Annotated in this window: 12 protein-coding genes; 5 read left to right on the forward strand and 7 right to left on the reverse strand. The window is 44.0% G+C overall.

The features are described from left to right. Positions 1–17: 17 nt before the first annotated feature. The 4 genes from ACR3I3_RS08860 to ACR3I3_RS08875 form a co-directional block, all read right to left on the reverse strand. Entirely contained in the window at positions 18–410 is a 393-nt protein-coding gene (locus tag ACR3I3_RS08860) for a DUF5830 family protein (RefSeq protein ID WP_440951897.1), read from the reverse strand. A gap of 71 nt (positions 411–481) precedes the next feature. Next, positions 482–763, reverse strand: coding sequence for a ferredoxin-thioredoxin reductase catalytic domain-containing protein (locus ACR3I3_RS08865; RefSeq protein ID WP_440951898.1), 282 nt, complete (start codon positions 761–763; stop codon positions 482–484). Positions 764–839: 76 nt separating this feature from the next. Further along, positions 840–1,778 carry a calcium/sodium antiporter gene (locus ACR3I3_RS08870; RefSeq protein WP_440951899.1) on the reverse strand — a complete coding sequence of 313 codons (939 nt, stop codon included), beginning with the start codon at positions 1,776–1,778 and terminating at the stop codon, positions 840–842. Positions 1,779–1,990: 212 nt separating this feature from the next. After that, a complete protein-coding gene (locus ACR3I3_RS08875) occupies positions 1,991–3,859 on the reverse strand; it encodes a S8 family serine peptidase (RefSeq protein ID WP_440951900.1) in 1,869 nt (622 codons plus the stop codon). 269 nt (positions 3,860–4,128) lie between these two features. Between ACR3I3_RS08875 and ACR3I3_RS08880 the strand changes: the two genes are divergently transcribed. Both ACR3I3_RS08880 and ACR3I3_RS08885 read left to right on the forward strand, forming a co-directional pair. Continuing rightward, positions 4,129–4,914: a DUF1638 domain-containing protein gene (locus tag ACR3I3_RS08880; protein ID WP_440951901.1), complete on the forward strand. Its 786-nt coding sequence runs from the start codon at positions 4,129–4,131 to the stop codon at positions 4,912–4,914. Between the two features lie 62 nt (positions 4,915–4,976). Further along, positions 4,977–5,174, forward strand: a complete 198-nt coding sequence (locus tag ACR3I3_RS08885; RefSeq protein WP_440951902.1) for a YwbE family protein — start codon at positions 4,977–4,979, stop codon at positions 5,172–5,174. Positions 5,175–5,186: 12 nt separating this feature from the next. Here the strand turns inward: ACR3I3_RS08885 and ACR3I3_RS08890 are convergent, their stop codons facing one another. Both ACR3I3_RS08890 and ACR3I3_RS08895 read right to left on the reverse strand, forming a co-directional pair. Further along, complete coding sequence (locus ACR3I3_RS08890; protein WP_440951903.1) at positions 5,187–5,954, reverse strand: GTPase; 768 nt, start codon at positions 5,952–5,954, stop codon at positions 5,187–5,189. Positions 5,955–6,027: 73 nt separating this feature from the next. Further along, on the reverse strand, positions 6,028–7,281 hold the full coding sequence (locus ACR3I3_RS08895) for a glycosyltransferase family 2 protein (RefSeq protein ID WP_440951904.1): 1,254 nt from the start codon (positions 7,279–7,281) through the stop codon (positions 6,028–6,030). Positions 7,282–7,544: 263 nt separating this feature from the next. On the opposite strand from ACR3I3_RS08895, the gene ACR3I3_RS08900 reads away from it, so the two are divergent. The 3 genes from ACR3I3_RS08900 (at position 7,545) to ACR3I3_RS08910 (ending at position 14,844) form a co-directional block, all read left to right on the forward strand. Then, entirely contained in the window at positions 7,545–7,976 is a 432-nt protein-coding gene (locus tag ACR3I3_RS08900; RefSeq protein WP_440951905.1) for a DUF61 family protein, read from the forward strand. 184 nt (positions 7,977–8,160) lie between these two features. Then, positions 8,161–9,504, forward strand: coding sequence for a threonine synthase (thrC, locus tag ACR3I3_RS08905; RefSeq protein ID WP_440951906.1), 1,344 nt, complete (start codon positions 8,161–8,163; stop codon positions 9,502–9,504). Positions 9,505–9,912: 408 nt separating this feature from the next. After that, positions 9,913–14,844 carry a PGF-pre-PGF domain-containing protein gene (locus tag ACR3I3_RS08910; protein WP_440951907.1) on the forward strand — a complete coding sequence of 1,644 codons (4,932 nt, stop codon included), beginning with the start codon at positions 9,913–9,915 and terminating at the stop codon, positions 14,842–14,844. 369 nt (positions 14,845–15,213) lie between these two features. Here the strand turns inward: ACR3I3_RS08910 and ACR3I3_RS08915 are convergent, their stop codons facing one another. After that, complete coding sequence (locus ACR3I3_RS08915) at positions 15,214–15,747, reverse strand: hypothetical protein (RefSeq protein ID WP_440951908.1); 534 nt, start codon at positions 15,745–15,747, stop codon at positions 15,214–15,216. Positions 15,748–15,765 lie beyond the last annotated feature (18 nt).

The following is a 15,765-nucleotide window of genomic DNA, read 5'->3' on the forward strand; positions in this document are numbered from 1 at the left end:
TCCTGAACTATTCTTTTTTATTCTTCTTCAAACAAATGGTCAAGATACAGCTTTCGGACACAAGTTGACCCATAAGGGCCGATCAACCCCGATCTCAATTCAATATAGTGGCTTTCCTTCATGCTCCTGCCACAACACCTGCAACTGCTGCTCTCTTGTGTGTGTATTATCCGGGGCTTATAATATTCCAGGTCAAGTGTCTCATAATTAAAATGACACATGCCATCTTTGTCAGTAATGAGGCCTTCCTTTCTTGCGGCCGCCATTATCTGGTCGATGACATCAAAACGTCTGGTCACAGTCTTACGCAACAGCTCCCTTACCTCAAGTGGGGTCAGTTCTGTTGCGTTGACTGCTATGATATAGTCCAGTCCCTTCTGGACATTCGTTGGGTATTTCATTTTGTCCATTTTTATAATGAGCTTTAGAGCTGCATGTAAATTATTGGATCGATCCCTGCTTTTCGAATCCTTATGATATCTCAATCTATTCTGAAGAACAGTTCACAGTGGCACATGCCATCGTTCTCTATTTCATCTTCAATGTAGATGCAGGGACAGATTATCTTCTTGTCCTCTTCCGGATCACCCGATACGAAACGGCATGGGCAGTATCTTTTGCCATATTCTTCTATATTCTCTGCAACGCCTTCGATAACAGAATCAACTGTTTCCTTATCAGGATTTAGTTTGTATCCTTTCCTTTCAGCATACTTTACAGCTAGTCCATATAGCTTTTCTATCAGTTTTTCGTGCTCGTCCATGTTTTGCCTCCCTTGTTTCTATATTAGTCCTGATCATCCTAATAAATATCTGTCTCAATATTAATTCTTAATACTTTTAAACATTGTAGATCTTTATTCCAATATAAATCACATAAACCAGGATCAACACAAAGGCCTCATTCTTCTTTACCTGCATATCTCGCCGGAAGAACAACAGCACCAGTACTGAAACGAAGAAAAGAGCCGGAATATCAAATCTGATCAGTGACTCACTCACAGTAAAGCTGCTTATAAGACTGCCTACCCCAAGGGTGAACAGGATGTCGAATATGTTGCTACCAATGAGGTTGAACACGGAGAGACTGACCGCTCGTTTTCGGATGCTGCTCCATGAAAGCGCGAGTTCCGGCAGAGAGGTTCCAAGTCCGATAAGTACGATCCCGATGAATGATTGTGAGATGTTCCACATGTCTGCCAGGTACAGTGCATTGTTCAGGACTTTGTAGGATGATACTATAAGGATACTGAACCCGATAATGATGGAAAGGATCGTCCGAGTAAAGTATAATGGTGGAGCACTCCTGAACTTCTGGTGAACCTCTTCTTCCCTGTAAAGCAGGAAGAAGTAGATCGCGTAGGCCCCGATGAAGATAAGGCCGTCTGTCCTGCTTAGTATGCCATCCAGGCCGGTGAGGAACAGGAGGGCAACAGATATGAGCATCATAACCCCGTCTCTGGCAAGCTCGCGTTTTGTCAGCGTCAGGACCCCGAACATACCCACAATTCCCATTGTGATGCCTATCTGGCCAAAGCATGAGCCTATGGAATCCCCAATGATGAGTCCGGATGTCTCGGTTCCCATCGACCGCTGGATGGAACCGGTGACACTGATGACAAGCTCCGGCAGGTTTGTTCCAAGGGTCAGCAGTGTAAGACCGATGAAAGCATGAGATATCTTGTAGTGCTCTGCAATGGTCATAGCTGCTTTGATGATAAGGTCAGCTCCTAGCATCAGGCCTGCAAGTCCGATCAGCAGAATTAAGAATTCGTACATTTTAGCGGATTCCCCAAAAGTGCTCAAATGCGATACATTACGGTTTTAGATTGTGTTTTCTTTATATTGAGATTGTAGTTCAATGCATAAAAGCTTCCTTTTTGAAAATTGGAGTGTTTCATATTTCTGATTTTTTGATCAGACTTTGCCACTTATGTAGTAAGGCAAAAAAGAAAAAGAAGATCAGGTCTCAGATCGAGACCTTCTATGGTTTATTGGGGATAAGTTGCTGAAAAAGTTGAGCCTTCAACATTGAAAGTAAATGTCAAAGTTTCCTTTTTGTACTTCACCTCGTCAGAATAGAATGTCAATGTTCCCGATCCATCGGTTTGGCCGGTATCAACATCTGATGTTGCATCAGTCCAGAAACCGGTTACTGTAGTACCTGCTACATCAGGTGCTACAGTAACAACTGCCTTTGCAGAAACAAACGTGTTCTTGCCGGCTGTTCTATCTATGACATCCACCCGATCGATGGTTATTGTGATCTCAGTTGGATCTGGGTCTGTAGCAGTTGTCACACTAGCGGTAGTGCTGGCAGTATCTGTTGCACCAACGTTATCTGTTACTGTAAGTGTTACTGTGTAATCCATAGCCGCATCAAAGATATGTATTGGATCTGCTTCGTTACTGGAACTTCCATCCCCAAAGTCCCAGTTATAGGAAGCAATTGTTCCATCAATATCGTTCGAGTCTGAACCATAGAACTGTATTTCTGTTCCGACGATACCATTGTATGGGCCGCCTGCATCAGCGACTGGTGGGTTATTGACCGGAGCAGGTCCTGTGCTTAAAGAGTCCAGTGCAGCCTTTGCATCAATAAGTCCCCATCCATATGTGGTATCCCAGCCGGTATCTCCCAGATCCCTTGCAGTGGATTCAAGTGCAGTCCTTACTTCAGCGTTGGAAGCGCCCTGTGCTATCAATAGAGCTGCAACACCTGAAACATGAGGGGTTGCCATGGAGGTGCCCTGGAAGAAGTAGTAACCAAATTCATAGGTCTCTGGATTGAAAGTGTTCTGGAGGATCCCGTCAGCGTATCCATCTCTGTCTACATCTCTCCTCAGATTTCCGCCGGGTGCTACAATATCAATAGCTTCTCCATAGTTCGAGTAGTAGGCCAATTTTGCATCATTTCCTGTTGCTCCTACCGCAATGCACTTTTCGTAAGCAGCAGGATAAGATACGACACCTGTTCTGTCATTGCCGGCAGCAGCTACAATGGTAACTCCCCTGGAATGTGCATCCTCAAGGGCTTCATCCAATAATGCACCCGGATAATACCCGGGAGAATATCCAAGGCTCATGCTTATGACATCTGCACCATTATCAGTTGCAAAGTAAATGCCATTTACCAGATTATCAAGTGTTCCACTTCCTTGAGCATTAAGAACCTTTACTGGCATGATTGAACAATCATATGCAATACCTGCAACACCTTTTCCATTGTTCGTGCTCTGCGCAATGGTACCTGCAACATGGGTTCCATGAGAGTTATCGTCTGTTGGATTTACATCGTCATTGACAAAATCATAGCCTGCTACGAAGTTCGTGTTCGTAAGGTCAGGGGCATTTTGTGCAACCCCGGTATCCAGTACTGCTACAACAACTCCTGTGCCGGTTGAGATCTCCCATGCAGGTTCAACGTTGATGCCATTAGGACCATGCAGGTTCCATTGTAAAGAGTAATACGGATCATCCACTGCAAAACCCCTCATAATAGCATTTGGAACAGCATACTCAACATTCGGATTCTTGCTGTAGATTTCTGCCATCTGCTCAACGTTCCTGTTCTTTGGAATTTTCAGAACCTTGAAACCGGCATACTGACTGGCGTATTTTATTGTAGCCCCATTTCTGGCATTTATGTTAGCGATCTTTTCTTCTGAAACACCGGGGCTGAACTTGACGATGATCTCGTCAGGTACGTATAGTCCATTATCCGGCATTTCTACGGTCAGTTCGTCGTAAATATCAAATTGAGCATTGACCGGTTGTGCGAACGCAGAGACTGGGATCACCATTCCTGTGATCAATAATAGAACGGTCAATATAGTAAGTTTGTAACTGTGTAGGTTCATTGTACTACCTCTTATATACATACCACAAATTATTCCTGAATATTAATTATTAGGTTTTTAGTATAAAATAGGTTTTTGGTCATTCCTGAACGATCCTGAAGATATGTTTGTTCCCCTCATCTTTTAATTTGAAATTAAAGGTTAAGCTTTCTAAAAGATGTAAAGAATGCTACCATGAATACCTTTTTATAGAAACCGACTTCATTTTTATTCAGGTTAAAAGGGGTCGTATTTTCAAAATATTATAATTATCTCCGGAGGGTTACAATATGCCATCATTATACCTGGTATCCTGTCGTATGTTCGAAGATGAGCTCGTCAATATATTTGAGGGGGAGGATGAGAATACTCTTCTGCTATTGGTCGAGAACGAAAATATTGAAGGCATCGAAAATAAGTTTACTGAGGTTTCTCTGAAGTACGATAAAGTATCGCTTGAGGATATGGCTTCAAAGATCGGTCAGACTGATAAATTCGTAGTCATTCTGCATCTTCTTGAATTCGCACTGGATGCAGACCCTGACATTCTCAGGGAAAAGGTATACATGACCATCGAGGAAAATGGTAAGCTGTTTGACGGTGTGCTCATATTTTACGGCCTTTGTGGCAATGTCCTTGGGACGGTAGAATCCGATTTTTCCTATCTCGGGATCCCGGTGAGGATCCTTAAGGACTCCGATGGGAACATCGTTGATGATTGTATCTGTGCTGCTTTCGGCAACAGGAGTGCATACGTTGAAGCCATGGCAGGTGAGGAAAGAGGCACAGGCACCTACTTCCTGACGCCCATGCAGGCGGCTAACTGGAAGGAGATGCTCGTGCTTGCAAAACTGACTCCGGATCCTGATAATACTGAAATGACAAAAATGGTCTTTGACTACTCCGGGTACAAGAATGTCGGGAAAGTGGATACAGGACTTTGTTACGAGAAGAAGTTCGATGAGACCGTTGATGAATTCGCAACTCTGTTCGATTTCGAGAAGAAGCTGTTCGAAGGTTCCACGAAAGTAGCGGATGAAAGTTATTATTCCATCAAGAAAGAGATCATGGGATGAGATACTGCATGAAGTTCTTTTGAATAATAGATGTTTATAGCTTCAGGAACTTTTATCCCACCATGAGTGCAGGTAATACCAGAGCAAACATCAGGATCGGAGCAAAAGTAGGGATCGTCCTGAAGAATGATCAGCGATCCGGTAAGATTACTCATGGAGTTGTCAAAAGGATCCTGACCAAATCATCTTCCCATCCCCATGGAATAAAGGTTCAGCTGGAAGACGGCCAGGTCGGAAGGGTAAAAGAAATACTTTCATAAGATCTCTATATTTCAGATCAAGAACTTCCCCTGTTGCCAGTCATTGATGATCCTTACAGCGGCCCTTATCTCATCCACTTCTCCTTTCTTTTTGAGGAAATTCAATTTTAGCCCGATGAGCTCAAGGATCTCATAGACATTCTCATTCCCGATCTCTATATTGTAGAACTCCTCAAGGGCAGGCTTGTTCTTGTCGCAGGCGTTCTCAATGATCTTCATGGCAACGCCTTCAGGGTCGCTCAGGTGTGTGGCATCTTTTACTCCAAGAAGGCCCTGCCTGTACTCGTCAAACTCATCAAAGGGAATGACTCCGGGAGTATCAAGGAAAATAATGCGTGATCCGGCATTTACACGCTGAACACCTCTGGTGTGTCCGGAGATGGATGAGGTGCTGGCCTTTCCCCTCCCGGCCACTCCGTTGATCACAGAGGATTTACCGGTGTTAGGATAACCAAGGCAACCGATGAGGATGTCACGGCCCTGTATGTCGGCAACTTCAAGGATCTTATGTCTCAACATGGTCGTTCCATACCTTTCCTTGCTGGATACGAATACCGTCGGTGCTATCTTTGAAAGGCGGGATTTGCTCTTCTCAAGGGTTTCCTTTGAAACGAGATCGCATTTGCTGAGCACGATGATCAGTGGCTTACCCGCGCGTTCTACATTGCGCTCTACTTCACTGTTGCGTGTCTCATCCGGGAAGCGGGCATCCACTACCTCAAGAAGGACATCGGCCTTTTTTATTACATCCTGTACCATCAACTTGTAGCTTGCCATCATCTCCTCTTACAACAAAGCCCTATAAGGATTTGTTGAGAGGTTTGCTACACATTAATTCACATGATGATCCTAATCAGGATTCACAGGATAGCAAAAGTGAAGCATCCTCCAGCTTCATTTCAGAAAGTACCGACCCCATTTCTTCCCTTTCAGATATGTATGACATCAATTCACTCCATCTCTTCTGGAGGTTACACAGGTGTCTGAAAGGGTCAAAATCCGGAACAGCATCGTCAAGTGACAGTTCAATGTTCCTGAAGGCTTCTTCACTTCCCAGGGAATCATTGTTATTCAGGTATTCTTCAGACAACAGACGGCAGGCATTTGTTATCTTTTCTTCCAGATCATCCCTGAGGAAATTGCCTGGATAGCTGCCCATATCCCCGGCGGAGATCAGTTTCATTCCATCGGTCTCTTTCTGGCTCATGAGCTTTGCTCTTTCATAGATGAACCTGTAAATGTCTTCCCTCATCCTTTTCCAGGTCGGGTGGAACTTGGCTGGTGGAAGGTGCCTGATTGCAAGTTCATTGTCGAGCATAAAGGAATGGCCGAACATCCTGGCATTCATAAGGTAATCAATATCCTCTCCCCGCGGGACCATTGGATCGAACGGGACTTTCATGAAGAGGTCCCTGTGGATGACCATGTTTCCTCCGAACACGAATGGTGTTTCTTTGAGCCTTGGAGGTGTGCCGATCACTTGTTTAAAGCCCTCGTTCATGGAAGCGTTCTTGTCCCAGTATCGGGTCCACGGGCTATCAGTAACATTAACGAGGTAATCTCCGTCAGGCTGCAGGTAGTATCCGGCAACTGCATCGATGAATTGTCCATTATGATGGTTGCCTATGAACTCCTTTGCCCTGGAAATGAAATGAGGATCTTCAAAGACCTCATCATCATCGATCAGAAGAGACACATCCGAGCCCATGAGATGCGGAATGAAAAGGCACATATTCCTTATGTTAGAGTAACCTCTCAGAGAGAGCAGGTTGCAGTAGTCTCCCATCCCGGCAGCCTTAAGCTCATCGTGCAGCTTTCCCAGATGTGATGGTCCGAACATGTGAATGTTGATCCCATTGGTCGCAGAGTTCCTGATGATATCACTCACTTTCTGCTCGACCTGTTCCGTGATCTCATCATTATTCGGAGCGACCAGTATCACAATTTCAAGATCAGTGTCCTCAAGGATGGCTGTGCTTTCTATTGCTCTTCCAAGTGTACCCTCGTGATCCAGTGGGGTCGCATGGTCATAGATCGCATCCCCTTCAAGCCAACCTATACTACTTTCCCTGCCCCAGTATGTGGGAATTACCATTGTTAATTTCAAATAACTCCATCTCCCCGATATTCACTTCGTGTGTGAATATTTCTCCAGTTCTGTTAATTTATAGGTTGATCTGATATAATTATCTTCGTTTTTGATACCACTTAATTTTCTGTTCCCGGTACTGTCTGTGGCATCTGTGGATATTCCCTTATTCTTATGCAGGCATCACAAATTAATCTGAAGAACAGCATATAGATAAGTGGTATTAAAGACAGGCCTCTACAGTTGATGCCTGTTTCCATTAAAAATTCCAGGTGATCGATATGTCGGGAAGACTGCCGGATTCGGATGATTCAATTCTTATGCGCTGGGTGAGGGTTGAGATCGGTAAGATCAATAAGGAGATCGTGGCTGAGAGGAAACCCCTTTCTCAATTGCTTAAAGAGGACATCCCTTCTGCTAAAACAAAAGGCGGTGATGACCACCTGTTTGATAAAAAGGTGCTGGAGGTTCTTGCAGAGCAGTTGCCGTCTGAGCTTCATGACAGGCTTCGTCTTCCTATCCTTTTCTTCCTGGATAACCGTGTGGAGGATAGCAGTTTTCTCAATGATGAGACTGCTGTCAAAGCCCTGCAGATAATGGGTGAACTGAGCATGTTACGCAGTTTTGAGAAAGGAAAGCTCTGGGTCGGAAAAAGCATTGCTTATTCTATCATGAAAAAATATCCAACCGTGATACAGATAGTGATGGGATGATCTCAGGAATTCAGAAGTTCAGGATTTCAGGGATCAGATGGTTTCAGGAAAGAATGCCCATAAATATACCCTACATGTAATTATCCTTATATAGGATACATCGAATTAACGTTCAGAAATTAAACATCTAATACCACTATCCTTGATCAATATACCATCGGATCAAAACAAGAGTCCTGATAATATGAAACTCTACAGCACTAATCTCCAGGCAGAAGAAGTAAATTTTGAAACTGCACTTATCACCGGCCTTGCACCTGACAAAGGCCTTTTCATGCCAAAGACACTTCCACATTTCTCAGGGGAAGAACTTGCAGCCTTAAAGGATGAGCCATATCCGGAAATTGCTTTCCAGCTGCTCAGAAGGATCCTTGAGGGCGAGATCGATGAGGAATCCCTGAAGGCAATAACATACGATGCCTACGACTATGACGTACCGCTGGAAGAGGTCAACGAGAACACTTACATCATGAGGCTTGATCGCGGTCCAACTGCTTCTTTCAAGGACTTTGCAGCCCGTATGATGGCAAGGCTCATGCAGTACTACCTCAAGAAGGAGAACAAGGAGCTGACCATCCTTACAGCTACCTCAGGAGATACAGGAAGCGCTGTAGCCCATGCATTCTACGGTCTTGACAATATCAGGGTCATCGTGCTGTTCCCTGAAACAGAGGTCTCAGACCGCCAGAGGAAGCAGATGACAACCCTTGACCAGAACATCTCTGCACTGGCCATCGATGGTAAGTTCGATGACTGCCAGGCAATGGTCAAGCAGGCCTTTGCAGATGCTGACCTCAAACACCTGAACCTCTCATCAGCAAATTCCATCAACATAGGCCGCCTGATCCCGCAGACACTTTACTACTTCTACTCCTACCTGAAGCTGAGGGATTACCCTGAGGAGATCGTATTCTCCATACCATCCGGTAACTTCGGCAATATGATGGGATGTGTGCTGGCAAAGAACATGGGAGTCCCTATCAGGAAGATTGTTGCTTCCGTCAACGAGAACGATGAGGTCCCGATCTTCCTCACCAGCGGCGAATACGAAAAGATCGTTCCTTCAAGGAACTGCATCTCAAACGCAATGAACGTCGGCCACCCAAGCAACCTTGCCAGGCTCATCGCTATCTACGGTGGTGTGATGGACGAGCAGGGCAATATCAGCAAGCTCCCTGACATGGAAAAACTGAATGGCGATATCTTTTCAACATCCGTCACCGATGAGGATACCATGGCCCTTGTAAAACAGTTCTACGAGGAGAACAACATCTTTATCGAGCCTCACGGTGCCGTTGGTATCAAGGGCCTGATGGATTACAGGGCAGCCACCAACGACAACACCCTCGCAGTGACACTGGAAACCGCCCACCCGGCAAAGTTCCCTGCAGAGGTCAAGTCTGCCATAGGAATTGAGCCTGAACCTCCACAGAGCCTTAAGGAGATCGAGGAAAAGGAGGAGCACATGGAGTTCCTGGATACGGATTATGAGAAGTTCAAGAGCTATTTGAAGGAAAGGCTTGAGTGAGGCCTTTCTTTTTAAATTTTCTTCTTTTCTGTCAAACTTATCCTGTAGTTTTTAATATTGTATTGACAAACTCAGTTTGTTTCCTCCCTATGTATCTCATTCTATTCCCAAAATTTTATCAATCTTCAATCTTTGAGATTTTTACATCTATAAAAGGGTCAATAAATTAATTTATAGACAGAAGCAAGCATGTTTCTGAATTGGGGATGTTAGTACAGATTTTGATAAATATGGAATACTTATGTAAAAAATCACAGGAAGAACCGATTTGTACAGAACCTCTTGGATTTACTCGATGTTAAAGAGAACTTTTAATATCAATACTTAATATATCTAAATTTGATTTTTTGTGTCGGGGGTACCGTAATGAAATTCAGGAATGTCTTAATATTGTCTATCGTATTGTGTATGTTTTGCTCACTTGCACTGAATTCAGCATCAGCAGAACCAGTTATCGCCGTAGATCTTCCAGCTAACAATGCAGAGTATACCACAAACGAAGTATCGCTCAATGTAACCGGTGACGGTACTGTTGATACTTGGTGGTACAGCCTCAATGGAAGTTCCAATGTTACTTTCACTCCCAACATAACATTACCCGTCCTACCTGACGGTACTCATAACCTGAGAGTCTATGCCAGCGACAGTCTTGGTAATGAGGTTTCATCATCCCTGATCAGTTTCAGCATCGATACAACATCTCCTGTGATCACAGTTGATCTTCCAGCTAACAATGCAGAGTATACCACAAACGAAGTATCGCTCAATGTAACCGGTGACGGTACTGTTGATACTTGGTGGTACAGCCTCAATGGAAGTTCCAATGTTACTTTCACTCCCAACATAACATTACCCGTCCTACCTGACGGTACTCATAACCTGAGAGTCTATGCCAGCGACAGTCTTGGTAATGAGGTTTCATCATCCCTGATCAGTTTCAGCATCGATACAACATCTCCTGTGATCACAGTTGATCTTCCAGCTAACAATGCAGAGTATACCACAAACGAAGTATCGCTCAATGTAACCGGTGACGGTACTGTTGATACTTGGTGGTACAGCCTCAATGGAAGTTCCAATGTTACTTTCACTCCCAACATAACATTACCCGTCCTACCTGACGGTACTCATAACCTGAGAGTCTATGCCAGCGACAGTCTTGGTAATGAGGTTTCATCATCCCTGATCAGTTTCAGCATCGATACAACATCTCCTGTGATCACAGTTGATCTTCCAGCTAACAATGCAGAGTATACCACAAACGAAGTATCGCTCAATGTAACCGGTGACGGTACTGTTGATACTTGGTGGTACAGCCTCAATGGAAGTTCCAATGTTACTTTCACTCCCAACATAACATTACCCGTCCTACCTGACGGTACTCATAACCTGAGAGTCTATGCCAGCGACAGTCTTGGTAATGAGGTTTCATCATCCCTGATCAGTTTCAGCATCGATACAACATCTCCTGTGATCACAGTTGATCTTCCAGCTAACAATGCAGAGTATACCACAAACGAAGTATCGCTCAATGTAACCGGTGACGGTACTGTTGATACTTGGTGGTACAGCCTCAATGGAAGTTCCAATGTTACTTTCACTCCCAACATAACATTACCCGTCCTACCTGACGGTACTCATAACCTGAGAGTCTATGCCAGCGACAGTCTTGGTAATGAGGTTTCATCATCCCTGATCAGTTTCAGCATCGATACAACATCTCCTGTGATCACAGTTGATCTTCCAGCTAACAATGCAGAGTATACCACAAACGAAGTATCGCTCAATGTAACCGGTGACGGTACTGTTGATACTTGGTGGTACAGCCTCAATGGAAGTTCCAATGTTACTTTCACTCCCAACATAACATTACCCGTCCTACCTGACGGTACTCATAACCTGAGAGTCTATGCCAGCGACAGTCTTGGTAATGAGGTTTCATCATCCCTGATCAGTTTCAGCATCGATACAACATCTCCTGTGATCACAGTTGATCTTCCAGCTAACAATGCAGAGTATACCACAAACGAAGTATCGCTCAATGTAACCGGTGACGGTACTGTTGATACTTGGTGGTACAGCCTCAATGGAAGTTCCAATGTTACTTTCACTCCCAACATAACATTACCCGTCCTACCTGACGGTACTCATAACCTGAGAGTCTATGCCAGCGACAGTCTTGGTAATGAGGTTTCATCATCCCTGATCAGTTTCAGCATCGATACAACATCTCCTGTGATCACAGTTGATCTTCCAGCTAACAATGCAGAGTATACCACAAACGAAGTATCGCTCAATGTAACCGGTGACGGTACTGTTGATACTTGGTGGTACAGCCTCAATGGAAGTTCCAATGTTACTTTCACTCCCAACATAACATTACCCGTCCTACCTGACGGTACTCATAACCTGAGAGTCTATGCCAGCGACAGTCTTGGTAATGAGGTTTCATCATCCCTGATCAGTTTCAGCATCGATACAACATCTCCTGTGATCACAGTTGATCTTCCAGCTAACAATGCAGAGTATACCACAAACGAAGTATCGCTCAATGTAACCGGTGACGGTACTGTTGATACTTGGTGGTACAGCCTCAATGGAAGTTCCAATGTTACTTTCACTCCCAACATAACATTACCCGTCCTACCTGACGGTACTCATAACCTGAGAGTCTATGCCAGCGACAGTCTTGGTAATGAGGTTTCATCATCCCTGATCAGTTTCAGCATCGATACAACATCTCCTGTGATCACAGTTGATCTTCCAGCTAACAATGCAGAGTATACCACAAACGAAGTATCGCTCAATGTAACCGGTGACGGTACTGTTGATACTTGGTGGTACAGCCTCAATGGAAGTTCCAATGTTACTTTCACTCCCAACATAACATTACCCGTCCTACCTGACGGTACTCATAACCTGAGAGTCTATGCCAGCGACAGTCTTGGTAATGAGGTTTCATCATCCCTGATCAGTTTCAGCATCGATACAACATCTCCTGTGATCACAGTTGATCTTCCAGCTAACAATGCAGAGTATACCACAAACGAAGTATCGCTCAATGTAACCGGTGACGGTACTGTTGATACTTGGTGGTACAGCCTCAATGGAAGTTCCAATGTTACTTTCACTCCCAACATAACATTACCCGTCCTACCTGACGGTACTCATAACCTGAGAGTCTATGCCAGCGACAGTCTTGGTAATGAGGTTTCATCATCCCTGATCAGTTTCAGCATCGATACAACATCTCCTGTGATCACAGTTGATCTTCCAGCTAACAATGCAGAGTATACCACAAACGAAGTATCGCTCAATGTAACCGGTGACGGTACTGTTGATACTTGGTGGTACAGCCTCAATGGAAGTTCCAATGTTACTTTCACTCCCAACATAACATTACCCGTCCTACCTGACGGTACTCATAACCTGAGAGTCTATGCCAGCGACAGTCTTGGTAATGAGGTTTCATCATCCCTGATCAGTTTCAGCATCGATACAACATCTCCTGTGATCACAGTTGATCTTCCAGCTAACAATGCAGAGTATACCACAAACGAAGTATCGCTCAATGTAACCGGTGACGATACTGTTGATACTTGGTGGTACAGCCTCAATGGAAGTTCCAATGTTACTTTCACTCCCAACATAACATTACCCGTCCTACCTGACGGTACTCATAACCTGAGAGTCTATGCCAGCGACAGTCTTGGTAATGAGGTTTCATCATCCCTGATCAGTTTCAGCATCGATACAACATCTCCCGCAGATATTGCTAATCTCATGGTTGAAGAAAGAACAACAAGTTCCATCACTCTTTCATGGAACAATTCATCCGATACGCACCATGTGGAACTTTGGAGAAACAATGTACACCTTATTGATGTCTTCAATATTACTTATGCAGACACAGGATTGCCTTCGCGTACATCCTATAATTACGGTTTACGTCCGGTTGATGTTCTTGGGAACAAAGGTAACTGGTCAAATATCACTGCATCTACCCAATCTTCCGGTGGTGGTAGCAGCAGTTCAGCAGGCGGAGGAGGTGGAAGTGGGTCCACCGGTGAATCTTATGACAACATCGCATTCAAGGACGTGAAGTCCGAGAGCATTGTAGGCGGACTTGTAATTAGTTACGTCTTCGATGGTGATGACAGGAATCCGATTCATTACATCAACTTCTCTGCAGTGAGAAATTACCCGAGAACGTCAACGACTATCGAAGTGCTTAAGGACATGTCAGAGATGGTCGATGAAAGTGCTCCGGGAGAAATTTACAGATACATTAACATCTGGGTAGGCAAATCAGCTTTTGCAACAGAAGATAACATTGCTGATCCTGTGATAGGTTTCTCTGTAGCAAAAGAATGGCTTACAGAGAATGGAATTAATGAGGATTCAATAGTAATCTATCGCCACAATTCTGGCAGATGGAATGCTCTTAATGTTGAGAAGATCGGTGAGGATAATTCATACGTCTACTTCGAAGCAGAAACTCCCGGATTCTCACCGTTTGCTATTGCAACGGATGTTGATGATGAAGAAGTGGCAGACATTGTTCCAATAGAAGAAGGTACCGGTACGATCATTATCACTGAGCCATCGGGAGATGACATGAATGAAACTGACTCCGAAGATGGATCAGTTTTTGGGCTAAATGTGCTATTCTTTACAATACCAGCACTCATGTTGATTGGAGTTCTCTACGCTTCGTATTCAGCAAAGAACAAGAGTGATGATGCAGAATTCATTCCAAAGGATCACTCAGATGGGTTACAGGGTGCAGAAGGTGATGTTTCCGGAGCTTCTTTAGATGTCGCAGTTGTTGAAGATGTCTCAGGTGAGTCTGATGAGATAACATCTACAGATCTGAACGATTCGGGTGAGTTCGCTGAGATCGCATCTGCAGATCTGGACGATTCAGGAGAATCTGATGAAATCTCACCTATCGTTGAGGATGCTTCAGGTGATGATTCTGAAAGCATTCCTGCTGTAGAGGACGTCTTAGGTGAACAATCTGAAGTAACTCCTGCTATTGAGGATTTGTCAGTCGAACCTGCTGAAATTATACCTGCTGCTGAGAAAGTCTCAGACAAGCCTACAGAAAAAGCCTCTTCTGATCATAACGATAAAATCCAGGAACCAGATATCGATCAAATGCTCAAATCTGTGAATGATATCGGAAAATTGCTCCGGGCGATGAGAGAGGCCGAAAAAGGTTCTGATGAAGTACAATCTGCGGTTGGTGTTGTTTCTAAGGAGATTTCAGATAGCACAAATGATCAACAGACCGAGGAGAAGAAGGAGTCTAAAAAGCACGACGATAGCAAGTGGTAATGAAAGTAATATTGCTATCAACGGACATTGAAGGGTTAGATCAAAACCCTTCTTTTAATCTTTCTTATTGATCGGACTGACCAAAAAGATCTTTTGTTTTCTGGGATTAATCAAAATAATCTTAGTATACTATCAGGAAATTGGAACTCTTTGCCTGATCGAGTAGGACTTTTCTATCAATTGAGTCAATAAGTTTTGTATTCGAAGTTGATTCAGTTTTAAACAAGGCTTTACACATATTTAAGGATCCGGACATTCTTATTTTCGATTAGCGGATAAAATTAGTTTGTAATACAAAAGCTATCGTTTTTAGTAAAAAATGTTCGATCTATAGAATTATAAATAAGGGAAAAGAAAAAGGAAAGAATTTCACTTACGTTTCATCAGCAAGTAAACAGCCAGTATTCCGATGATTGCCAGATAAGGAACGAATCTCGGTGTATCCTTATCCTTATCCTCAGCTTCGACCTCAAGTTGTGCTTCAGCAATCCTGTCAATTGTCTCATGTGAAAGGAACGATCCACCGGCACCAAGTATCACTCCATCATTTTCTCCAACGAAGATCTCAGTGTTCTCATGGCAGAATTCACAATCCTTTGCTTCGGTGGTAGTTGTGTGAGGATTCCATTCAGCAAAGGCCGTATGTGTGGAATTGTTGTAGGATGCGGTCATGTTGATGAACGGTTTGATGGTCCCATCAACGGATCTTGCAAGATAGAAACTGCTGACATCTATCTTATCAATCTGGCCTGTTTCAAGATGGCAGTTCTCACAGGTTATGACCCAGCCGGAATGGCAGGCTGAGCAGTCGAGTTTACCTTCATGCAGGCTGTGTGCAGGGATTTCAGGGGAATATTGTGTAGCGGCTATACCGTTTACCTTTTTTTCTGAATCGTATGGCAATCCTCGCAGGTTACTTTC

The organism is Methanococcoides mangrovi (genome assembly GCF_052057775.1).
Classification (GTDB): domain Archaea; phylum Halobacteriota; class Methanosarcinia; order Methanosarcinales; family Methanosarcinaceae; genus Methanococcoides.

What these genes read in the sequence shown, in the direction of transcription:
- ACR3I3_RS08860 (WP_440951897.1), bottom strand. Translation starts at nt 410, where the DNA reads ATGGACAAAATGAAATACCCAACGAATGTCCAGAAGGGACTGGACTAT.
- ACR3I3_RS08865 (WP_440951898.1), bottom strand. Translation starts at nt 763, where the DNA reads ATGGACGAGCACGAAAAACTGATAGAAAAGCTATATGGACTAGCTGTA.
- ACR3I3_RS08870 (WP_440951899.1), bottom strand. Translation starts at nt 1,778, where the DNA reads ATGTACGAATTCTTAATTCTGCTGATCGGACTTGCAGGCCTGATGCTA.
- ACR3I3_RS08875 (WP_440951900.1), bottom strand. Translation starts at nt 3,859, where the DNA reads ATGAACCTACACAGTTACAAACTTACTATATTGACCGTTCTATTATTG.
- ACR3I3_RS08880 (WP_440951901.1), top strand. Translation starts at nt 4,129, where the DNA reads ATGCCATCATTATACCTGGTATCCTGTCGTATGTTCGAAGATGAGCTC.
- ACR3I3_RS08885 (WP_440951902.1), top strand. Translation starts at nt 4,977, where the DNA reads ATGAGTGCAGGTAATACCAGAGCAAACATCAGGATCGGAGCAAAAGTA.
- ACR3I3_RS08890 (WP_440951903.1), bottom strand. Translation starts at nt 5,954, where the DNA reads ATGATGGCAAGCTACAAGTTGATGGTACAGGATGTAATAAAAAAGGCC.
- ACR3I3_RS08900 (WP_440951905.1), top strand. Translation starts at nt 7,545, where the DNA reads ATGTCGGGAAGACTGCCGGATTCGGATGATTCAATTCTTATGCGCTGG.
- thrC (WP_440951906.1), top strand. Translation starts at nt 8,161, where the DNA reads ATGAAACTCTACAGCACTAATCTCCAGGCAGAAGAAGTAAATTTTGAA.
- ACR3I3_RS08910 (WP_440951907.1), top strand. Translation starts at nt 9,913, where the DNA reads ATGTTTTGCTCACTTGCACTGAATTCAGCATCAGCAGAACCAGTTATC.